This window comes from Methylobacterium hispanicum (assembly GCF_022179285.1).
Taxonomy (GTDB): Bacteria; Pseudomonadota; Alphaproteobacteria; order Rhizobiales; family Beijerinckiaceae; genus Methylobacterium; species Methylobacterium hispanicum.
Map to the genome: position 1 here is coordinate 43,300 of NZ_BPQO01000002.1, position 21,309 is coordinate 64,608.

Consider the following 21,309-nt stretch of genomic DNA (forward strand, 5'->3'; position numbering starts at 1 on the left):
GGCGACGGCACAAGCGGTGTCGAGCAGGGGGCGCAGATGATCGAGCGGATCGCCATGGTGACCGGGGCGGGATCCGGGATCGGGCGCGCGGTGGCCGGTGCGTTCGCGGCCGCGCATTACGGCGTCGTTCTGTCCGGTCGGCGGCTGGCCCCGCTCGAACAGGTCGCGGCCGAGATCGGCGGTAACACGATCGTCGTCGAGTCCGACGTCACCGCTCCTGACCAAGTCGATCGTCTGTTCGCGAGGACGCGAGAGGCGTTCGGCCGAATCGATGTCCTGTTCAACAATGCCGGCATCTTCACCAAGGCCGCACCGATCGACGAGATCGATCTCGAGGATTGGCGGGCGAGCCTCGACACGAACCTCACCGGCGCCTTCCTCTGTACGCGCGCCGCGTTCCGGATGATGAAGGCACAGGATCCGCGCGGCGGGCGCATCATCAACAACGGCTCGATCTCGGCGCAGGTGCCGCGTCCGCACTCGGCGCCCTACGCGGCGACGAAGCACGCGATCACCGGGCTCACCAAGGCGACCGCACTCGACGGACGCCCCTACGACATCGCCTGCGGGCAGATCGATATCGGCAACGCCGAGACCGAGATGACGCGCGGCTTCGCCCAGAGCGTCCGGCAGGCCGACGGGTCGTTCCGCGCCGAGGCCGTGATGGATGTCCGCCACGTCGCCGAGGCGGTGCTCTACATGGCCGGGCTGCCGCTCTCGGCCAACGTCCAGTTCATGACGCTGGCCGCGACGAAGATGCCCTGGATCGGGCGGGGCTGAGCGCGCCGCTTTTGCGCTGGCGCGACGATCGGCTTACATGCGGGCGACCCGCGCCAGATCCATCGCACCCGCCGCGATCGCCCGACCGGACCCGCGGTTTCCCGAGCTCGCCCCATGCTGATGCAGACCCAGACGAAGACCGACCCCGCCAACCCGGACCCCGTGGCGCGGCGACGGACCTTCGCGATCATCTCCCACCCGGATGCCGGCAAGACCACGCTGACCGAGAAGCTCCTGCTCTTCGGCGGCGCCATCCAGCTCGCGGGCGAGGTCAAGGCCAAGCGCAACCGCGTCTCGACGCGCTCGGACTGGATGGGCATCGAGAAGGAGCGCGGCATCTCGGTCGTCACCTCGGTGATGACGTTCGAGTACGGCGACTGCGTCTTCAACCTGCTCGACACGCCAGGACACGAGGACTTCTCGGAGGACACCTACCGCACGCTCACCGCGGTCGATTCCGCCGTGATGGTGATCGACGCCGCCAAGGGCATCGAGGCGCGCACCCGCAAGCTGTTCGAGGTCTGTCGGCTCCGCGACATCCCGATCGTCACCTTCGTGAACAAGCTCGACCGCGAGGCGCGCGACCCGTTCGACCTCCTCGACGAGATCGAGAAGACGCTGGCGCTCGACGTCGCGCCCGTCACCTGGCCGATCGGGCTGGGGCGCACCTTCGCGGGCACCTACGAGCTCGGCGGCAACCGCGTGCGCCGGCTCGACGCGGCGGACGATGCCGGCACGATTCCCGTCTCCGGCCCCGGCGACGCACTCTTCGACGAGCTTCTGACCGAGGACGGCGCCGCGCAGGCGTGGCGCGACGAGGTCGAACTCGCCGAGGGCGGCCTGAAGGCCTTCGACCTCGCCGCCTTCCGGGAGGGGCACCTCACGCCGGTCTTCTTCGGCTCGGCGCTGCGGAACTTCGGCGTGCGCGACCTGATCGACGGGCTCGCTCGCTTCGCGCCGCCGCCGCGCGGCCAGGATGCCGACAAGCGCACCGTCGAGCCCTCGGAGCCGAAGATGACGGGCTTCGTCTTCAAGATCCAGGCGAACATGGATCCGAACCACCGGGACCGCATCGCCTTCATGCGGGTCTGCTCGGGGCGGCTGCAGCGGGGCATGAAGGCGCGGCTCGTGCGCACGGCCAAGCCCATCTCTCTCTCGGCACCCCAGTTCTTCTTCGCCCAGGACCGCGCCATCGCGGACGAGGCCTACGCGGGCGACGTCGTCGGCATCCCGAACCACGGCACGCTGCGCATCGGCGACACGCTCACCGAGGGCGAGGAGATCGTCTTCCGGGGTGTGCCGAGCTTCGCGCCCGAGATCCTGCGTCGGATCAAGCTCACCGACGCGATGAAGGCCAAGAAGCTTCGCGAAGCCCTCCAGCAGATGGGCGAGGAGGGCGTGGTGCAGGTCTTCGTGCCGCAGGACGGCTCCCAGGCCATCGTGGGCGTCGTCGGCGCGCTGCAGCTCGACGTGCTCAAGGAGCGGTTGGCGGCCGAGTACGGGCTGCCGATCGACTACGAGACCTCGCGCTTCACCGTCTGCCGCTGGGTCTCGTCGGATTCGGAGGCCGAACTCGACAAGTTCGTTGACAGCCACGGTTCCAGCATGGCGCGCGACCTCGACGGGGCGCCGGTCTTCATGGCGACCACCGCCTTCTCGCTGCGCTACGAGGAGGAGCGCTACCCGGCGGTGCGCTTCACCGACATCAAGGACTACCAGAAGCGGGCCGGCTGAGGGCGGACCGGCCGACCCCGTCCGCCCTCAGAACTTGCCGAGCATCGGGAAATCCATGCTTAGGCTCGTCTCGGCCGCGACCGGCGCCTCGCGTCGGCGCGGCTTGCCGTTGAGCACCTGCTTCAGCTTCGACTTGAGCACCGCCATGTCGAAGGGCTTGAGGATGAAGGCGTCCGCGCCCGCCTGGTGGGCGACGTTGATGTCCTCGAAGTCGAAGGACGCCTCCGTGAGGATGAAGGGCGTGTTCATCAGCGCGTCGTCGGCGCGGATCTCGCGCAGGAGCGCGATGCCGTCCATCGGCTCCATCTCCAGGTCGGCGATCACCAGGGCGTAGCGGCGCTCGCGCATCCGTTCCAGCGCCTGAAGGCCGTCCGTCACGCCCTCCACGTCGGGGAAGCCGATGCGGTTCATCAGCATCACCACGAGGCGCAGGAGCTTCTCCTGGTCGTCGACCACGAGGATCGGGGGCGTCTCGCTCATCGGCGTCTACTCGAATTCCGAACGCGGGTTGGGCAGGGAAGCCTCCATGCCCGAACTAGATGAACAGGTGGTCGATGCCCTGCTTGGACATCGCGTCGACCTGGAGGGCGCTCGCCAGGCCGAGGATCGCGCTCGCCTTCGGCGTACCGCGCTGGAACGCCGGCATCAGGTTCGCCTTGGCGAAGTGCGGCTCGCTGGCGGGGCCCCGGACCACCACCTTGAAGGAGTTGACGAACTCGCGCTTGGGGATCTCGCGCCACTCGCAGATCAGCACGTCGCGGTGGCGCTGGTCCTCGGTGATGCGGTTGAAGGTCTCGTGCACGAGGTTGCGCTCGCCCTCGATGACCTGGGCGGCGAAGTTCTGGTCGATCATCAGGAAGCTCGTGATCACCGAGAACTCGTTCTTCTTCTGCGCCTGCCGGGTGATGTCGCCGATCTGGCTGGTGCGCAGTTGCGGCTCCGAGGAGAGGGCGAGGCGCGAGAAGTAGATGAGGTGTACGAGACTCGTCCGCTTGCCGCGCATGCGCCTCCCTCCGACGATCCACCCGCCATCCTAGGACGGGGCGGATAACGGCCCGTAAACGGCCGGGCGCGGCGCGGAGGGACCCGGCAGGTTTTGCCGGGGCGAGGGCCGCATGGATGCCGATCCTGCCGGGTCCGGCAAGGTCCGGGTCAATGAAATCAACGGCTTGGCCGTGGCACGCGGGTTGCGGCCGGCACGGCAAGGCCCAATGCCCGGCCGCTGACGGAACCGCCCGCCATGGACATCTTCGCCGCGTTGCAGACCTCGGTCTCGGGACTGAAGTCGCAGTCCTACGCCATCGGCAACATCTCGGGGAACATCGCGAACTCGCAGACCACGGGCTACAAGCGCATCGACACGAGCTTCGTCGACCTGATCGCCGACCAGACCCCGGGCCGGGAATCCGCCGGTTCGGTCTTCGCTCAGGCGCGCCTCACCAACGCGATGCAGGGCAACGTCATCGCGACCCAGACGCCCACCAACATGGCGATCCAGGGCAGCGGCTTCTTCGTGGTGCAGAATCGCACCGGCGACGCCAACGGGCAGACCGCCTTCACCGGTGTCAACGCCTATACCCGGCGCGGCGACTTCTCGATCGACAAGGAGGGCTACCTCGTCAACGGTGGCGGAGCCTACCTGCTCGGCCAGAACATCGATCCGGCGACCGGCGTGGCCAGCGTGACGCAACCGATCAAGCTGGCGCAGACCACACTGAACGCCAAGGGAACGAAGACGCTCACCCTCGAAGCGAACCTCCCGCTGACGCCGAAGACGAGTGCGTCGGCAACCTCGGGTGTCTCGACCTTCACGCCCGTCACCCAGACCACCGGCGGAAAGACGCAGATCGTCTACAGCGGCGCGACAACCGACGTCTCCAATTTCATCAACAACAGCATCGCCGGGCCGGGCATGACGGTCTACACCGAGAGCGGCGCACCGCTGGCCCTCAACACCCGCTGGGTGAAGACGGCCAATGCCGATGCGACCAAGACGCCGGAAACGCCTGCGACGTGGCAGTTCTACTATCAGGCCGATACGACAGTCGATACGACAAAGTCGAACTGGGTCAAAGCCGATCAGGACGTGACCTTCGACAGCTCCGGCAAACTGAAGGACCCGGCGACCGGGCTTACCTTCACGCCGCTGACCATCAACAATGCCAAGGTCGGAGCCGTGACGATGAAGTTCAACGCCGCCACGCTGACGCAATTCAGCGCCGATTCCGGCGAGATGCGGGCGACCGGCCAGTCCCAGGACGGCTACGGGGTAAGCACACTCAACGACATCACGATCACCGGTGAGGGCAAGATCACCGGCACGTTCTCGAACGGCTCCGTCGTCACGCTCGCCAACGTCGCGATCGCACGCTTCACGAATCCCGACGGCCTGAGCCCCGACTCCAAGGGAAACTACAAGGCCACCGACGATTCCGGGCCGCCGCTCGCGGGCCTGGTCGGGTCGAGCATCCAGGGGGGCAGCATCGAGCAATCCAATACCGACATTGCCGACGAATTTTCGAAGATGATCGTAACCCAGCAGGCCTACTCTGCGAACACGCGCGTCATGTCGACCGCGCAGCAGATGATGTCCGACCTGATCAACATCGTCCGCTGATCCGCCGGGAGGCGTGAGCTCAGGCGACGGAGACGCGCGCGATGGGACTCGATCCGATCAACACGGCGACCGCCGGCCTGCGGGCGACCCAGGCCTCGATCGCGCTCGTCTCGCAGAACGTCGCCAATGCCGGCACGGCCGGCTACGTTCGGCGCACGACGAGCCCGGTCGCGCAGGGACTCGGCAATGCCGGTGTCGCCACGGGCGCCATCACGCGCAGCTTCGACGCCGCGGCGCTGAAGCAGCTGCGGTTGGAGACGGCGGGTTCGGGCTATACCGGGACCAAGGCCGACATCCTCGCCCAGCTCGACCGGCTCTACGGCACGCCGGGCAGCGCGACGGCGCTGGACGGCGTCCTCAACACCTACACGCAGTCCCTGCAGACGCTCGCCATCAACCCGACCTCGTCGGCCGCGCGCAGCAGCGTGGTCGACGCGGCCCAGGCGCTCGCGGGCAAGATCGGCAGCATCGCCGACGACGTGCAGAACCTGCGCAGCGGCATCGAGAGTACCCTCAAGGGTCAGGTCGAGGACGCGAACGCACTCCTCGACAGCATCGCCAAGCTCAATGTTCAGGTCCAGACGGCGGGCGACGGCACGACCCGCGCCGCCCTGGAGGACCAGCGCGACCAGCAGATCAACAAGCTCGCCGGATACATGGACATCCGCGTCATGGACCAGCGCGACGGGTCCGCGACCGTGATGACGAGCAACGGCCTCACCCTGGTCGACCGCGGCGTGGCGGCGGGCCTGAGCTTCGACGGGCGGGCGACGCTCTCGGCGACCTCCGCCTACAATCCGGCGGACAAGCGCGGGGTCGGCACGATCACCGCGACCCTGCCGGGCGGGAGCAGGATCGCGCTCAGCGATCCGGGCACGCTGCTCTCCGGCACGCTGGCGGCCAACCTCGAGCTGCGCGACACCATCCTGCCGCAGGCCCAGCGCCAGCTCGACGACCTCGCGGCGGGGCTTGCCGGCGCGACGACGCAGACCTCCGTCACCGCCACCGTCGCCGGTGGGACGGCGACGCTCGACCTCTCCGCCTTGAAGCAACCGGGTGACAAGATCACCCTGCAGGTCTCCGGGCCGGGCGGCGCCACCCGTACCGTCATCCTGATCGCCTCGGCGAGCGATGACAAACCGATCACCAACTCGGCGTTGAGCAACGACGCGACCGCCTTCGTCCAGACGTTCAAGATCATCCCCGGTGCGCCGCCCGACGCGACGGCCATCAATACCGCGCTGGGTGCACTGAAGGTTGCCGCGACCACAGCCGGTTACCCGGCGGGCACCATCCCGGATCTCGCGGCCGCCGACGCGACCGGCAAGGTCGTGATCTCGGGCACGACCTGGGGGGCGACCGGCGGCGGCGCGACCGTGACGGTGCCGCAATCCCCGACGGATACGACGGCCTACCCGCAGCTTGCCGTCTTCGTGGACAGCGACGGCAACAGGCTCTTCACCGATTCCTTCGACAACGGTTCTCAACGCACCGGCTTCGCCCAGCGCCTCGCGCTGAACCCCTCCATCAAGGCCGACACCGCGGCGCTGACCACGCTCGGCGGCGGCGCGGCGGGTGCGGACGCGACGCGGGCGAACTTCATCTACGACGCGCTGACCGGCACCGCGCGGACGTTCTCGTCGTCGAGCGGGATCGGCGGCCTCTCGGCCCCGTACGACACCACCGTCGTCAAGTTCGCCCAGGACATCATCGCCGCGCAAGGCTCGGCCGCCGCGCAGGCGCAGACTATCGACAGCGGGCAGGGCGTCGCCCTCTCGGCGGCCCAGAGCCGCTTCGCGGAGGGCGCGGCGGTCAGCATCGACGAGGAGATGTCGAACCTGATCGCCCTGCAACAGGCCTACACCGCCAACGCCCGCGTGCTCACGGCGGCGCGCGACATGCTCGATACCCTGCTCCGGATGTAGCGCATGAGCACGATCAGACCCTACGCCGCGGGCGCCTACGTGACCCAGCGCAACACCCAGCAGATCCTCGACCTCAAGGACCAGCTGTCCGTCCTGACGACCCAGCTCGGCACGGGGCGCACCGCCGAGACCTATGCGGGGCTCGGCGTCGGGCGCACCACCAGCCTCGCGGCGCACGCCACGATCAGCGCGCTCGAGGGCTACGACGCCGCGATCGGCTACGGCCAGACGCGCGCGCAGCTCGCCACAAGCAGCCTCACGGCGGTGATCAACTTCGGCATCGACCTCAAGTCGAACCTCGCCAACGGCCTCGTGCGCAGCTCCAGCGGCACGATCAACAGCGCGACGCTCGCCCGCAACGCCCTCGACGCCGCCGTCGATGCGCTGAACCAGACGGGCGCCGGCATCTACATCTTCGGGGGGCGCGACAGCGAGACGGAGCCGGTGGTCGACACGGACGTCATGCTCAACGGCGACGGCACCAGGGCAGGGCTGGCGAAGCTCGTCGAGCAGCAGCGGACCGCCGACCTCGGCACGGACGGGAAGGGCCGGCTCACGACCTCGCTGACGCCGGGCGGCACGACCGTCGGCCTCACCGAGGATGCGAGCGCGGAGGCGCGCGCGAATTTCGGCTTCACGCTCGCGGGCAAGCCCGTGACCACCGGCACGGCGCTGACCGCCAGCTTCACGCCGGCCGACACGACGGCGAACCTCACCACGCCCGTGGGCGGAGGCCAGCGTTTCCGCGCGCTCGTCCAGCTCGCCGACGGCAGCAGCCAATCGATCGAGTTCTACGGGACGAACGGCACTGCGCCGTCCGGCACGACGGCTTTCCCGCTGAGCGGCGATCTCGCGACCGACACCGCGAAGCTGGCCGCGCTCCTGCCCGCGGGCGCCAGCCTCGGCGGCGTGCAGGCGGTGACGCCCCAGGTCGCCTTCAACGCCGAGCCGACCGAGGGACAGAGCTTCCGGGTGGTGGTGAATCAGCCGGACGGCAGCCAGAAGACGATCGACTACCACGCGACCGCCCGGCCGGGTCTCGACGACCCGACCGCGTTCAAGATCCCCTCCGCCTCCGAGTATCCGACCGTGGCCGGAAGGCTGGCGGCCGCCGCGACGCAGCTCCAGGCCCTCGTGGCTCCCGGCACGCTGGCGAGCGTCCAGAGCGCGCTGGCAACGGATGCGGGCGGCAACCCGGTGCTGGACGCGGGCGGTCAGCCACTCCCCACCATCAGCCTGGGCTTCTCGGCCGGCAGCCCGGCGGCGGTCCAGATCGGGCCGCTCACCCAGCAGCCCAATGCCGGCGACAGCATCACGCTCAAGCTCGCCCTGCACGACGGCACCACCACCTCCGTCACCCTGACGGCGCGCGCGGCCACGGCCGGCGGGGGCGCCGCGCCCGGAACCTTCAGCATCGTGCCCGGAGATCTTGCGGCCACGGCGGCCAACCTCAAGACCGCGCTCGACGCCGCGGTGAAGCTCGCCGCCGGCACCAGCCTCTCTGCGCGGGCGACGGCGCGGGCCTCGCAGGACTTCTTCGACGGCACGTCGATCGCGGGCCTCGCGGCGCGGCGCATCAACGCCGCGGGCACCGGCTACGAACAGGCGCCGCAGGATACGACCGTGCAATGGTACCGGGGCGAGGACGCGCCGACGGACCCGCGCGCCGCCGCCACGGTCCAGACCGGCGCCAACAGCACGGCCCAGGTCGGCGTGCGGGCGAACGAGGCGCCGCTGCGCGCGGTGCTCGCCGGGATGGCGACCGTCGTGCTCGGCACGCCCGCGAGCACGGACTCGGACGCCAACGCCAAGTGGCAGGCCATGGCCGACCGTGCCGGGACGCTCGTGCGGGCGGTGAACACGAGCCCGAGCGTGCAGGAGATCGTGACCGACCTCAGCCTCGCCAACACCGCGATGGGCAACGCGAAGGCCCAGAACGAGGCCACGCGCAACATCATGGAGAACGCCATGGCGGGGGTGGAGGCGGCCGACACGACCGAGGTCACCACCAAGCTGCTCGACCTGCAGAACCGCCTGCAGGCGAGCTATCAGGTCACCGCCACGCTCTCGAAGCTCTCGCTCGTCAACTACATGAACTGAGCGACCACGATCCCGCCGCTTTTGCCGGGCTCAGGGGAGGGGGCGCGACCGCCGCGCCGGGGAGATCCGCGCATGGAGCTGGTGCCGCCGTTCCGCTGGCTCGTGCGCGCCGCCGGCCTCGTCCTGCTCGCCGCACCCGCGGTCGCCCAGGAGCCGCCCCGGCTCGAGCTGCCGAGGCTCGATGCGGCGACGCTCGCCCTGCCCGGATACGCCGCGCCCGCCCCGCGCGCCCGCGCCGAGTCCCGCGCGCACGGCCTGGAAACCTGCCCGGCTCTCGGGGGCGGGTTCGTGCGCCTTCCCGGCAGCCGGACCTGCCTGCGTCTCTCGGGTCGCGCAGCGGCAGGGCTCGACGTGCAGGCGGGCCGCGGAGGCGCTGCCGCCCGTCCGGACGCGGGCGGGCGCTTCGCCGTGGATGCGCGCACCGAGACCGATCTCGGATCCGTGCGCACCTTCGTACGGGTCGGGTCCGGCCACCGCTAGGGCGGGCTGCGGGACTTCGCCCGACCGGACGGCATGTGCGCGAGTGCACCGCACGCGCGAGGGCGGCGGATTTCCAGGGAACCTGCTGTTTCCGTTGTGGAAATCTTCTCCAGTGCAAGACCTTCTTGCACGAAACTGCATGATCGGACGAACAGTTTCGAATTATACTACAGTGCACCGCAAAAAACGGGCATTGCAGCGCGCTCGCGCGCTACCAGATCAAGTCCATCGCAATCGAGGACTGCAAGATCCGCGACGAGGCTCGGACACGAGCCGGCCGAACCGCAGATCCGGACGATCCTCCGACGCAAAGGACAGATCATGACCAACCGCAGCACGATCACCGCCGCCCTCGCGCTCGCCCTGGGCCTCGCGGCCTCGCCGAGCTTCGCGCAGACCTTCGACCCGAGCAGCGCCAGCTACAACCGCGACGGCACGCTCAATGTGTGGGGTGCGCATATCGATCCGGTCGGCGCGCGCGGCGGCCTCCTGGGCGGTGTCGGCACCGTGGTCGGCGGCGTGACCGGAGCCGTCGGAGGCATCGTCGGCGGCACGGTCGGCGCGGCGGGTGACGTCGTCACCGGCTCGGTCGCGCCGCGCCGCGTCCCCGGCGCCTACACCGCCTACTGAGCCGAACGGCCCCGACGACCGGCGGGCGGCGGAGCGCGAGTTCCGCCGCCCGTTCGCGTGCCGGTTCTCCGGAACTCGGCACGAGCGGGCGCGCGGGGTGCCCCTTCCGCACCGGAGCTCTGGATCGAGCCGCTTCGCGGCGCTGTCTCGTCCGGGGAAAGGGCGGTGGTTCGATCACCGGATGCGGCAGCCCGCAGAGGATCCGGTCCGGTTCGCTCGTGAATCGCGCCGGCTTGACCGTGGCGGAGAGCGACCGGACCGTGCGATCGGTCCGTGGCCTCGCCGGCACCGCGCTCACAGGCTCCGCGACAGGACCAGCGGTCCGCTGCGCACGCCCCGTCCGTAAGGGGAGGGGGCGATCGAGGGCTTGCCGTAGGTCGTCGGCGTGGCGGCCCGGCCGAGGTCGTCGGCGAGCGACTTGATCAGCGTCTCCGACACGGAGCGCGCCGTGCCCAACACGGCTTGGTTCCGCTCGACCGCCGCGGTGAAGCCGCGATGCTCGGCACGCAGGCGCTCCAGGCCCTCGGGGGCGAAGCGGGCGAGCGCCACGGCGTTCGCCTTCACGGCCTCGAGACGCAGCACGTAGGCGGCGGCGAGCGCGCTCTTCCGCGCAGGGTCGGCGAGGCCCTGGCGCAGGCGGCCGGCCCCCACCGCGCCGCTCTCGTCGGAGAGCAGCGCCTCGAGGGCCCGCATGGCCTCGCTCACGGAGGCCACGAGCGCCTCTGCGCCCCCCCTGTCGGCGACGCGGGGGAGGGGGGGCACGGCGCCCGTCGCCGCGCCCTCAGCCACGGGCCGCCCCATCGGTCGCGCCCTGCAGCTTCATCATCTCGCGGAAGACCTGATCGGCGATGCCGACGCCGCCGCTCTTCACGATCTGGCCGGCATATTCCTTGGTCAGCATCGAGCGGTAGACGCCGCCGCCCGTGCCGTTCTCGCCGAGCGGCCCGTCCGTTCCCTCGGACTGGGTGAGCCGGTCGAGGGAGGATTCGAGGAACATCGACTCGAACTCGGTCGCGGTCTTGCGCAGCTTCGCGGTCGCCTGCGCGGAGGGCTGGGCGCTCGCCTGGCTGGCGGATTGGGCGATGGAGGAAGCGATGGACTTGCCGACGCCGATGGCGGCCGAGGCCGCGAAGGTCGCGAGCGGGAGCATGGGTTGAATCTCCTGTGTCCCTGAGAAATCACATCAGCTCGATCTCGGCCTGCAGCGCGCCCGCTGCCTTGATGGCCTGGAGGATCGAGATCAGGTCGCGCGGGCCGACGCCGAGCGCGTTGAGGCCGTCGACCAGTTCGCGCAGGCTGACGCCCTCCTTGACCAGCGCGAGCTTGTTGCCGTCGCCGGTGTCGACCTTCACGCCGGTGCGCGGCACCACCACGGTCTGGCCGTTCGAGAGCGGGGCGGGCTGGCTCACCTGCGGCTGCTCGGTGATGGTGACGGTGAGGTTGCCCTGCGCGATCGCGACCGTCGAGACGCGCACGTCGCGGCCCATCACGATGATGCCGGAGCGCTCGTCCACCACGACCCGCGCGGTCTGGTCGGGCTCGACCTTCAGCTGCTCCACCTCGGTGATCAGGCGGATCATGTTGCCGTTGTAGCGGGGCGGGATCTGGATCGTGACGGTGGCGGGGTCAGTCGGCTCGGCCGTGTCGGCGCCCATGAAATCGTTGATCGCCGCGGCGATCCGCTTCGAGGTCGTGAAGTCGGGGTTGCGCAGCGACAGGCGCAGCGAGCGGGCGTCGTTCAGCCTGAAGGCGATCTCGCGCTCGATGTTGGCGCCGTTCGCGATGCGTCCGTTCGTCGGTACGCCGCGCGTGATCTTGGCGGCATCGCCCTCGGCCGAGAAGCCGGCGATGGCCACCGACCCTTGCGCCAGCGCGTAGACCTCGCCGTCGGCGCCGAGCAGCGGCGTCACTAGGAGCGTGCCGCCCTGCAGCGACTTGGCATCGCCCAGCGAGGAGACGGTGACGTCGATCCGCGTCCCCTGCGCGGCGAAGGGGGGGAGGTTGGCCGTCACCATCACGGCGGCGAGGTTCTGGGTCCGCATGGTGGCGCCGCGGGTGTTGACGCCGAGGCGCTCCAGCATCGCCTGAAGCGACTGCTTGGTGAACGGGATGTTGTTGAGGGTGTCGCCGGTGCCGTTGAGGCCGACCACGATGCCGTAGCCGACGAGCTGGTTCTGCCGCACGCCCTCGATGGCCGCGAGGTCCTTCACCCGCGAGAGTGCGAGCGCGGGCTGGGCGAGATCGAGCGCTGCGAGCACCACGAGGGACAGCAGGCGGGCGAGTTGGCGGAACGGGAGGGGCAAGGTCTGCATGCCGGCTGTCGGGGCGGTCGGGTCCGGTTCCTCCCTTGCCAGCCGCGTGCCAGGATCGCAGGTTCCGCAAGGTATTGAGGAGAAATTGTTTTATCGAGCACGTCCTCTCGGGGGGGCGGGTGCCGACGGGCTCCCGATCGTGCCGGGTCGGCAGCTTCTGCCGGGTCGTTTACCGCCGCTTAACCCTGCCGACCGTCTTGTCTCGTACCAGGACGCGCCTCCGCGTCCGGAGTAGCCCTGACGATGCGCGTCGATCCCCGCACCGGCCTTCCCGCCCTGTCCGCCCCCGCGGCGACGCGCCGGTCGGAAGGGTCCGCGCGCTTCAGCCTCGGGGCGGAAGCGGGCACCGCGCGGGCGGGTGCGAGCGCCGGCACCGCGGGCGCGGCGACGCTCGCGGGGCTCGACGCGGTGCTGATGCTGCAGACCGAGGCCGACACGCCGCAGGAGCGCCGCCGCCGCAGCGTGCGCCGCGGGCACGATCTCCTCGACGGGCTCGACCGGCTGAAGGCCGCGCTGCTGGGCGGCCGCGTCGCCGCGCAGGATCTGCGCGCCATCGCCGGTCGCCTGTCGGAGCGCGTTGGGGAATCGGGCGACCCGCGCCTCGACGGGCTGATGGCCGAGATCGAGCTGCGCGCGGCGGTGGAACTCGCGAAGCTGGAGAGGCGGCCCGGGGCCTGAACTCCGGACGGCCGCGTCAGGCCGATGAGAGCAGGATCACGCCGCCGATCAGCACGGCGCAGCCGGCGAGGCGCCAGGGACCCGCGGCCTCGCCCAGGATCAGCATGCCGAACAGGGTGCCGACCATCATCGACATCTCGCGCATGGGCGCGACGAGGCTCAGCGGCGCCCCACCATCGAGCGCAGCCAGGACGAGGATGTAGGCGAGCGGCGACATCAGGCCGACGCCCAGCGCGATCAGCCGGTAGCCCCGCATCGCCGCCCAGGCGCGGCGCGGGTCCGCGGCGGCGATCGGCGCCAGCAGCACGAAGCGCAGCAGGTTGTTGCACCAGTCGAGGACGACGGGGGCGATGCCGAGGGCCTTGACGGCGTAGGCGTCCACGACCGTGTAGGATGCGATCAGGCCCCCGGTCGCCGCCCCCCACTGGACGCCCGCCGCGCCGCCGGGCCTGCGGAAGGCGGCGAGTCGCCCCTGCGTCGCGATGAGGCCGATGCCGACGACCACGAGCGCCAGCCCGGCCAGCGCCCGGCCCGACGGTAGCTCGCCGAGCAGCAGAATCGCGCCGAGGCTCGACAGCATCGGACCCGTGCCCCGCGCCACCGGATAGACGACCGAGAGATCCGCTTCCCGGTAGCCGCGCTGGAGACAGAGGCTGTAGGCAAGATGGATGAGCCCGCTCAGGGCGATGACGCCGATCCCCGCCATGTTCCAGGCCGTGCCGCCCCGCATGAGCTGCCAGATCACCCAGGGCGCGTAGGCCACGAAGGCCACGAAGTTGTAGGCGAACACGAAGAGCGCGCCGAGATGGGCCGCGCGCTTCGCCAGGAGGTTCCAGCCGGCATGCAGGAACGAGGCGAGGACGACGAGGGACAGGGAGGCGAGCGTCATGGAGATCTCCCGCAAGCGCTGGTGATCTCGACGTCTCCGCCCCTGGGTTTTTGTCCCTTGGGTGCAGCCGCGGAACACCCGCGGTCTCTGCAACGCTCGGTCCAGCGGCGCGGCGCGCCCGGAACCCTAGTTGCCACTCGGTCGATACGGCGAACTTAGCCGAGGGGCAGGCGCGGGATCAAGCGCCCGCTCAAGTGCTCTCCGCCGGAGTGGAGGTCGGTTCGGCGAAAGAGAGGGCGTTCAAGCAAGACCGTGGAGCCATTCCCGATTGTAACGCGATCGGGGACCGCTCCGAGGCCCGATTGACGCCCCGGCCCCGATCCCCGACAAGGCCGCCGCGACCGGCCCGTCCCCGGGCCCGATTCCCTCCGGCGAAGCGGCCGGTTCCACGGCCGATGCTGTTCAATTCCTTCGTCTTCCTCCTGGCCTTCCTGCCGGCTGCCCTGGCGCTCCACGCGCTGGCCGAGCGCGTGCGGCCGGGCTGGCGCCTGGGCGTGCTGGTGGGGCTGTCCTTCGTCTTCTACGGCTGGTGGGACCCGCGCTTCGTGCCGCTCCTCGGGGCCTCGGTGCTGCTGAACTGGTGGGTGTCGCGCCTGTATCTGCGCGCGCCAGGGCCCTGGCTGATCCCGGCGGCCATCGCCCTCAACCTCGCCGTGCTGGCGCTCTTCAAATATCTCGATTTCCTCACGGATCTGGCAGACCTGATCCCGGGCGTCGACCTTGCCCGGCCCGGCTGGGTGCTGCCGCTCGGCATCTCGTTCTTCACCTTCCACCACATCATGTACCTGACCGACCTGAGGGCCGGCCGCGCGCCCGGCTTCGGGCTGACCAAGTACGCGCTCTACATCGCCTTCTTCCCGCAGGTTCTCGCCGGCCCGCTCGTGCGCTGGAGCGAGATCATGCACCAGTTCGACGAGCGGCCCTACGACCGTCCGGACGCGGCCGAGCGGGTCGGGCGCGGGCTGATGCTGCTCACCGTCGGGCTGGCCAAGAAGGTGTTCCTGGGCGATCCGTTGGCGGCCTACGTCAACCCGGTCTTCCAGGCCGCCGCCGCCGGCAAGGCGGTGAGCCTCGCGGAAGCTTGGCAGGCCACGCTCGGCTTCACCTTCCAGATCTACTTCGACTTCTCCGGCTATACCGACATGGCGCTCGGGATCGCGCTGCTGTTCGGCGTGGTGCTGCCGCAGAACTTCGACGTACCCTACCGGGCGACCAGCCTGCAGGATTTCTGGCGGCGCTGGCACATGACCCTGTCGCGCTTCCTGCGCGACTACCTCTATGTCGGCTTCGGCGGCAATCGCCGCGGTCTCGCCGTGCAGCTCGCGGCGCTTCTCGCAACGATGACGCTCGGCGGCCTCTGGCACGGCGCCGGGCTCACCTTCGTGGTCTGGGGCGCGCTGCACGGGGCGGGCCTCGGCGCGGGCGTGCTCTGGCGCCGCGCGGGCCTGCCGATGCCCGCTCTCGTTGGCTGGGTGGTCACCAGCCTGTTCGTGGTGCTGACCTGGGTGTTGTTCCGAGCCACCAGCTTCGAGGCGGCGCTCGGCATCTACCGGGGCCTCCTCGGCCTCACCGAGCCGGGCTCCGGCTTCAAGTGGCGCGCCCTCCTGCCGGCGGCGCTCGTCGCGACGCTCGGGCCGACCGCCTGGGCCGCCGTGCACCGGCTGCCGCCCCGGCGCGGACTCGCATTCCTGTTCGGGCTCGTGTTCGTGGTCGTGCTCCTGAAGATCGGGGACGACGCGAACTACGAGTTCATCTACTTCCAGTTCTGAGCCATGTCCGCGCGCGCGACGTCAGGCAGAGGCGGAGGCGGAGGCGGGGCGGCCTGGGGCGGCTTCGCGCGGCTTCTCGTCGGCACGATCGCGGTGGTGGCGCTCGGCTATCTCGCGCTCGCCTACGCGGTCGATCCCTACGACAGCGGGCGCTCGGGCCTGTTCTCGGTGGGCGCGGTGCGCCCGCAGGGACCGCGCACCGCCGCGGCCGTCCGCGGGCGCGACCCGGCCTTCAGCGGCGCCGTCATCGGCAATTCGCACATCCAGCTGATCGAGCCGGAGCGGCTGACGCGGCTCACCCGTATCCCCTTCGTGCAGCTCGCGATTCCCGCGACCGGCCCCGGCGAGCAACTCAGGGTCCTCGACTGGTTCCTGAGCCATCACCCCGCGCCCGAGGCGATCGTGCTGGCGCCCGACGATTTCTGGTGCACCGACGATCCACGCCTTGCCAACGACAAGCCCTTCCCGTTCTGGCTCTTCGCCCGCGACCTGCCGGACTACCTGCGCGGCCTGATGCGCTACGCCGTCGCCCAGGAGGTCGTGGGCCGCATCGGCTGGCTCCTGAAGACGCGGCGGCCGCTCGCGCGCGCCGACGGGTGGTGGGACTACGAGCCGGACTACCTCGGTCTCGGCTACGGCCGCGCCCCGGAGCCCGGTCCAGGTCGAGACCCGAAGCGCGCATCCGATCGCGAGCGGCCGGTCCCCGACACGCCGGATCCGGGCCGGGCCGGCCCCTTCCCGGCGGCCGAGGGCCTGCGCGCGGCGCTCGCGCGGGTGCCCGCGCGGACAGCCGTGGTCGCGGTGCGGCCGCCCGTATACCACGCGGCCCTGCCGCGTTCCGGCAGCCCGCGCGCGGCGGCCGAAGCCGCCTGCGCGGCGGCGATCGACGGGGCGTTGGCCACCCATCCGCTGAGCGCCGTCCTCGACTGGCGCCGGGACGGCGCGGCGGCCCGGGACGGGGACCTGTTCTTCGACCGGTCGCACTACCGCCACCCGCTCGCCCGACGCGTCGCGGAGGACATCGCCGCCGCGATCGTCCGTCTGCGCCCCCCGAAGGAGTAGTGGACCGTGACCTCGAAGCCGCAGGCGCGCGAACCCGTGACATCCGGGCCCGAACCTTGCGTTGCGGTCCGTTGTAGCAGCAAAGCGCCTCGACTATACGGCTCGGGACATCGCCGCCGGCAGGCCGCACGCAGAATGTGAGGGCGAGACATGGCGAAGGTGACGCTGGAGGACGGCTATGTTCCGTCCGACGACGAGCCCTTCATGAACGACCGGCAGCGCGAGTATTTCCGGCGCAAGCTGCTGAGCTGGAAGAGCGACATCCTGCGCGAGGCGCAGGATACGCTGGCCGCCCTCCAGAGCGAGAACGAGAACCACCCCGACATCGCCGACCGCGCCTCCTCCGAGACCGACCGGTCGATCGAGCTGCGCGCCCGCGACCGCCAGCGCAAGCTCACCGGCAAGATCGATGCCGCGCTCGCCCGGATCGAGGACGGCTCCTACGGCTACTGCGAGGAGACCGGCGAGCCGATCTCGTTGAAGCGCCTCGACGCGCGGCCCATCGCCACCCTGTCGCTGGAGGCGCAGGAGCGCCACGAGCGCCGCGAGCGGGTCTACCGCGACGACTGATCGGGCGGACGGGCCGCGGGCGCGAAGGCGCGCGCGGAACGCGCCGACCGGATGCACGTCCCCTTCCTGCGCGGCGCCTCGCACCCGCAGCAATACGTCGAGCGGGCGCCGGCCTGGGGCCGCGCCGCCATCGGCATCGCCGACCGCAACACCATGGCCGGGCTGATCCGGGGCGGCGCGACGGCTTCGAGGCGGTCGCCTGGCCGACGGACCGGGCGGCCTACGGCCGGCACTGCCGCCTGTTCTCATCGGGTAGATCCTGATCGTGCCGCCGCCCGAGGGCGGGATCGAGCCGCCAGCGACCATTCTCGGCCGCCTCGCGCGGCTCGCCGCGGTGACCCTGGACGGAACACCCGCCCCGGCGGGAGGGGCCTCGCGCCGACGTGCCATCGGCCGGGTACCGTCGGGGGCGCGGTCTTCCTGATGCTGGAGGACGAGACCGGCATCGCCGGGGTCGTCGTCCGGAGGTCGGTCTTTGAAGGTCCATCGCCGCGTCGCGATGACCGCCCGGTTGCCGGCCGTGCCGGGCCGTGTGAAGCGGGCGGGCGCGGCGGCCCACCGGATAGCCGGGCGGGTCCGCGATCTCGCCGGCGAGCTGCGCCGACTTCGCGAGGGCGGCGTGCGCCTCGATCCCGGGACGAACGATCTCGGCGCGGACGCCGACCCGAGCACCTTCCGCAACTGCGCTCATCGCTGACGGCGGGCGGTCGTCCGGGCGGCAGGTCCAGTCCGCCCGGATCTCGGCGCGTCCGGGGCGGCGGGATCGCCCCGGACGCGCGTCCCGCTGCGCTCAGCCCCGCGTCGGCTCGGCCGCGCCGGCATCGGGCAGGCCGAGCGAGAGCGTGTCGGCCGCGGGTTCCGTCCCGCGCGCCTCGGGGTCCACCTCGCCCTGCCACGTGGCGACCGCCGCGGTGGCGAGGCCGTTGCCGAGCACGTTCGTGACGGTGCGGCCCATGTCGAGGATCTGGTCGATACCCATGATCAGCAGGATGCCCGCGGCCGGCAGGCCGAACATCGGCACGGTTGCGGCCACCACGACCAGGGAGGCGCGCGGCACGCCCGCGATGCCCTTGCTCGTCACCATCATCACGAGGAGCATGGTCACCTGCTCGGCGAAGCCCATCGGGATGCCGAAGGCCTGGGCGATGAACAGGGCGGCCATGGCCTGGTACATCATCGAGCCGTCGAGGTTGAACGAGTAGCCGAGCGGCAGCACGAAGCCCGTCACCCGCGGGCGCACGCCGAAGCGCTCGAGCACCTCCACGGTCCGCGGGAAGGCGGCCTCGCTGCTGGCCGTCGAGAAGGCCAGGATCATCGGCGCGCGCAGGAGGCGCAGCAGGCGCACCACGCCGCGTCCCAGCACCGCCCAGCCGGCGCCGATCAGCACCAGCCAGAGCACGGCGAGGCCCGCGTAGAAGCTCGCGATGAACTTGCCGTAATCGACGAGGACGCCGAGGCCCTGGACGGTGACCACCGCGGCGATCGCCGCGAAGACGGCGACCGGCGCCAGCCGCATCACCGCGTCCGTGACCTTGAACATCACACGGGCGAGACCCTCCAGCAGCGCCACCATCGGCTCGCCGTAGCGCCGGTCGATCGTGCTGAGGCCGAAGCCGAAGAAGATCGAGAAGACGAGGATCTGCAGCACCTCGTTGCCGGCCATGGCCGAGACGATGCTGGTCGGAAAGACGTGGGTGAGGAAGTCCCGCAGGTTCAGCGAGGCGGCCTTCAGGCCGGTCTGCGCGCCGGCATCCGGCAGCGGCAGGGCGAGGCCGGCGCCCGGCTGGAACAGGTTCGCGGTGATCAGACCGAGGGTCAGCGAGACGACCGAGGCGGTGAGGAACCAGCCCATGGCGAGGGCCGCCACGCGGCCGACCGAGCGGGCGTCCCCGAAGCTCGCGATGCCGGCGACGATCGTGGCGAAGACCAGCGGCGCGATGATCATCTTGATCAGGCGCAGGAAGATGTCGGTGACCAGGGTGAAATGGGCGGCGAGGGCCTTCGCCTCCTCGGGTCCGGCCGCCTGCCCGTGCAGGACGGCGCCGACCAGGATGCCGAGCAGCAGCCCGATCCCCGTATAGAGGGTGAGCCGGCCGGATCTCGACCGCTCGGAATCCTGTGCTGTATCGGCGTGCGTCATCGTTCGTCCTCCCGTTGCGTGGTGCTGGATTGAAGGGCGGGATCCGGCCGCTGGCGTCGCGGACACGGATCCCGGGATGGTCGGTCAGGCCGCCGCGATGGCCTGGGCGATGGCCGGATCCAGGGCCTGCGGACGCGTCAGCCGGTCGGGCTGGAGCACCGCGTCGAGCTGCTCGCGTGCCATCAGGCCCTTCTCGAGCACCAGTTCGTAGACGCCGCGACCGGTCGCGTGCGCCTCCAGGGCGACGGCGGTGGCGTTGCGGTAGCCGATATAGGGATTGAGCGCGGTCACGATCCCGATCGACTGCTCGACGCCGGCGCGCAGCCGCTCGCGGTTGGCCGTGATGCCCCGCACGCAGTGCCGGTCGAGGGTGCGGCAGGCCGCCTCGAGATGTGCGAAGCTGCGGAACAGGCTGTAGGCGATCACCGGCTCGAAGGCGTTGAGCTGGAGCTGGCCGGCCTCGGCCGCGAAGCTGATCGTGACGTCGTTGCCGATCACCTCGAAGGCCACTTGGTTCACCACCTCGGGGATCACCGGGTTGACCTTGCCGGGCATGATCGAGGAGCCGGCCTGCCGGGCCGGCAGGTTGATCTCGCCGAAGCCCGCGCGCGGGCCGCTGGAGAGCAGGCGCAGGTCGTTGCAGGTCTTGGAGAGCTTCACGGCCACCCGCTTCAGCACGCCTGAGACCTGCACGAAGGCGCCGCAATCCTGGGTCGCCTCGACCAGATCCTCAGCCGTAACGAGCGGGATGCCGGTGATCTCCGCGAGCCGTTCGCGCACCAGCGCCGCGTAGAGCGGGTGCGCGGTGATGCCGGTGCCGATGGCGGTCGCGCCCATGTTGATCTCGCGGATCAGCAACTCGGCCTCGCCGAGCCGCGCCTCGTCCTCGGCAAGCATGCGCGCGTAGGTGCCGAATTCCTGGCCGAGCGTCATCGGCACCGCGTCCTGCAGCTGGGTGCGGCCCATCTTGAGCACGTCGGCGAATTCGGCGGCCTTCCCCGCGAAGCTGCCGCGCAGGTCCGACATCGCGGCGACCAGCCGGCGGATCGCGCCGATGCCGGCGATCTTCAGCGCGGTCGGGTACACGTCGTTGGTGCTCTGGCCCATGTTGACGTGCTCGTTCGGGTGCAGGTGCCCGTAGGCGCCGCGCTCGTGGCCGAGGATCTCCAGCGCCCGATTGGCTATGACCTCGTTGGCGTTCATGTTGGTCGAGGTGCCGGCCCCGCCCTGGATCAGGTCGACCACGAACTGGTCGTGCAGGGCGCCGGCGCGGACCTCCTCGCAGGCCGCGACGATCGCCGCGCAGCGCGTCCCGTCGAGGAGGCCGAGCTCGCGGTTGGCGAGCGCGGCCGCCTGCTTGATCGCGGCGAGCGCCCGGATCAGGTCCGGGCAGGTGGCGAGGGTGGTGCCGGTGATCGGGAAGTTCTCGACCGCCCGCAGGGTGTGAATGCCCCAGTAGGCCGCCTGCGGAACCTCGCGGTCGCCCAGCAGGTCGTGCTCGGTGCGGGTCGGAGCGCTTCGGGAGGCATCTTGGGGACCTTGGGCGATCTCAGGCACAGCTCTCTCCTCGCGCGCGGAAGCGTTCCAGCGCGCCGTGTGGCAGGACGGGCAGGGGCGAGCGAC

General features: G+C 70.7%; 20 protein-coding genes. 12 read left to right on the forward strand and 8 right to left on the reverse strand.

Annotation, left to right across the window (positions count from 1 at the left end; translation table 11 throughout):
* The first annotated feature begins 36 nt into the window (after positions 1–36).
* Together MFF56_RS02205 and MFF56_RS02210 are read left to right on the forward strand one after the other, a co-directional pair.
* Positions 37–780 (forward strand): SDR family oxidoreductase, encoded by a 744-nt coding sequence (locus tag MFF56_RS02205; protein ID WP_066927646.1) that lies wholly within the window; start codon positions 37–39, stop codon positions 778–780.
* 114 nt (positions 781–894) lie between these two features.
* Positions 895–2,514 carry a peptide chain release factor 3 gene (locus MFF56_RS02210; RefSeq protein ID WP_066927648.1) on the forward strand — a complete coding sequence of 540 codons (1,620 nt, stop codon included), beginning with the start codon at positions 895–897 and terminating at the stop codon, positions 2,512–2,514.
* Between the two features lie 27 nt (positions 2,515–2,541).
* Here MFF56_RS02210 and MFF56_RS02215 read toward each other — a convergent pair whose 3' ends face one another.
* Together MFF56_RS02215 and MFF56_RS02220 are read right to left on the reverse strand one after the other, a co-directional pair.
* Positions 2,542–2,994, reverse strand: a complete 453-nt coding sequence (locus MFF56_RS02215; RefSeq protein WP_066927650.1) for a response regulator — start codon at positions 2,992–2,994, stop codon at positions 2,542–2,544.
* 55 nt (positions 2,995–3,049) lie between these two features.
* Positions 3,050–3,517 (reverse strand): BLUF domain-containing protein, encoded by a 468-nt coding sequence (locus MFF56_RS02220; protein WP_066927652.1) that lies wholly within the window; start codon positions 3,515–3,517, stop codon positions 3,050–3,052.
* 237 nt (positions 3,518–3,754) lie between these two features.
* On the opposite strand from MFF56_RS02220, the gene MFF56_RS02225 reads away from it, so the two are divergent.
* The 5 genes from MFF56_RS02225 to MFF56_RS02245 all read left to right on the forward strand — a co-directional run bounded on the left by MFF56_RS02225 (position 3,755) and on the right by MFF56_RS02245 (position 10,266).
* A complete protein-coding gene (locus MFF56_RS02225) occupies positions 3,755–5,131 on the forward strand; it encodes a flagellar hook protein FlgE (protein WP_066927654.1) in 1,377 nt (458 codons plus the stop codon).
* Between the two features lie 41 nt (positions 5,132–5,172).
* A complete protein-coding gene (gene flgK, locus MFF56_RS02230) occupies positions 5,173–7,056 on the forward strand; it encodes a flagellar hook-associated protein FlgK (protein ID WP_066927656.1) in 1,884 nt (627 codons plus the stop codon).
* A 3-nt stretch (positions 7,057–7,059) separates the two neighbouring features.
* Entirely contained in the window at positions 7,060–9,156 is a 2,097-nt protein-coding gene (locus tag MFF56_RS02235) for a hypothetical protein (protein WP_066927657.1), read from the forward strand.
* Positions 9,157–9,228: 72 nt separating this feature from the next.
* Complete coding sequence (locus MFF56_RS02240) at positions 9,229–9,636, forward strand: porin (protein WP_066927659.1); 408 nt, start codon at positions 9,229–9,231, stop codon at positions 9,634–9,636.
* 321 nt (positions 9,637–9,957) lie between these two features.
* Complete coding sequence (locus MFF56_RS02245) at positions 9,958–10,266, forward strand: hypothetical protein (RefSeq protein WP_066927661.1); 309 nt, start codon at positions 9,958–9,960, stop codon at positions 10,264–10,266.
* A 294-nt stretch (positions 10,267–10,560) separates the two neighbouring features.
* Here MFF56_RS02245 and MFF56_RS02250 read toward each other — a convergent pair whose 3' ends face one another.
* Genes MFF56_RS02250 through MFF56_RS02260 form a run of 3 tightly spaced genes read right to left on the reverse strand, consistent with a single transcriptional unit; the run spans position 10,561 to position 12,578 of the window.
* Positions 10,561–11,028, reverse strand: a complete 468-nt coding sequence (locus MFF56_RS02250) for a hypothetical protein (protein WP_238229371.1) — start codon at positions 11,026–11,028, stop codon at positions 10,561–10,563.
* A 19-nt stretch (positions 11,029–11,047) separates the two neighbouring features.
* Positions 11,048–11,416: a rod-binding protein gene (locus MFF56_RS02255; RefSeq protein ID WP_066927665.1), complete on the reverse strand. Its 369-nt coding sequence runs from the start codon at positions 11,414–11,416 to the stop codon at positions 11,048–11,050.
* Between the two features lie 28 nt (positions 11,417–11,444).
* The gene (locus tag MFF56_RS02260; RefSeq protein ID WP_197430773.1) at positions 11,445–12,578 is read right to left on the reverse strand and encodes a flagellar basal body P-ring protein FlgI; all 1,134 of its coding nucleotides are present in this window, start codon (positions 12,576–12,578) and stop codon (positions 11,445–11,447) included.
* Between the two features lie 243 nt (positions 12,579–12,821).
* On the opposite strand from MFF56_RS02260, the gene MFF56_RS02265 reads away from it, so the two are divergent.
* Complete coding sequence (locus MFF56_RS02265; protein ID WP_066927667.1) at positions 12,822–13,256, forward strand: flagellar assembly protein FliX; 435 nt, start codon at positions 12,822–12,824, stop codon at positions 13,254–13,256.
* A 16-nt stretch (positions 13,257–13,272) separates the two neighbouring features.
* Here MFF56_RS02265 and MFF56_RS02270 read toward each other — a convergent pair whose 3' ends face one another.
* Positions 13,273–14,145, reverse strand: a complete 873-nt coding sequence (locus MFF56_RS02270; protein WP_066927669.1) for an EamA family transporter — start codon at positions 14,143–14,145, stop codon at positions 13,273–13,275.
* A gap of 395 nt (positions 14,146–14,540) precedes the next feature.
* Here MFF56_RS02270 and MFF56_RS02275 point away from each other — a divergent pair, with 395 nt between their 5' ends.
* From MFF56_RS02275 to MFF56_RS02290, 4 genes are all read left to right on the forward strand, one after another.
* Positions 14,541–15,914, forward strand: a complete 1,374-nt coding sequence (locus tag MFF56_RS02275; protein ID WP_066927671.1) for an MBOAT family O-acyltransferase — start codon at positions 14,541–14,543, stop codon at positions 15,912–15,914.
* Between the two features lie 3 nt (positions 15,915–15,917).
* Positions 15,918–16,976, forward strand: coding sequence for a hypothetical protein (locus tag MFF56_RS02280; RefSeq protein ID WP_238229372.1), 1,059 nt, complete (start codon positions 15,918–15,920; stop codon positions 16,974–16,976).
* 150 nt (positions 16,977–17,126) lie between these two features.
* Complete coding sequence (gene dksA, locus MFF56_RS02285) at positions 17,127–17,546, forward strand: RNA polymerase-binding protein DksA (protein ID WP_066927675.1); 420 nt, start codon at positions 17,127–17,129, stop codon at positions 17,544–17,546.
* 475 nt (positions 17,547–18,021) lie between these two features.
* Positions 18,022–18,243 carry a hypothetical protein gene (locus MFF56_RS02290; RefSeq protein ID WP_066927676.1) on the forward strand — a complete coding sequence of 74 codons (222 nt, stop codon included), beginning with the start codon at positions 18,022–18,024 and terminating at the stop codon, positions 18,241–18,243.
* A 93-nt stretch (positions 18,244–18,336) separates the two neighbouring features.
* On the opposite strand, the gene MFF56_RS02295 is transcribed toward MFF56_RS02290, so the two are convergent.
* Positions 18,337–19,686 carry a dicarboxylate/amino acid:cation symporter gene (locus MFF56_RS02295; RefSeq protein ID WP_197430774.1) on the reverse strand — a complete coding sequence of 450 codons (1,350 nt, stop codon included), beginning with the start codon at positions 19,684–19,686 and terminating at the stop codon, positions 18,337–18,339.
* An 84-nt stretch (positions 19,687–19,770) separates the two neighbouring features.
* A complete protein-coding gene (aspA, locus tag MFF56_RS02300; protein WP_238229373.1) occupies positions 19,771–21,243 on the reverse strand; it encodes an aspartate ammonia-lyase in 1,473 nt (490 codons plus the stop codon).
* Between the last annotated feature and the right edge of the window lie 66 nt (positions 21,244–21,309).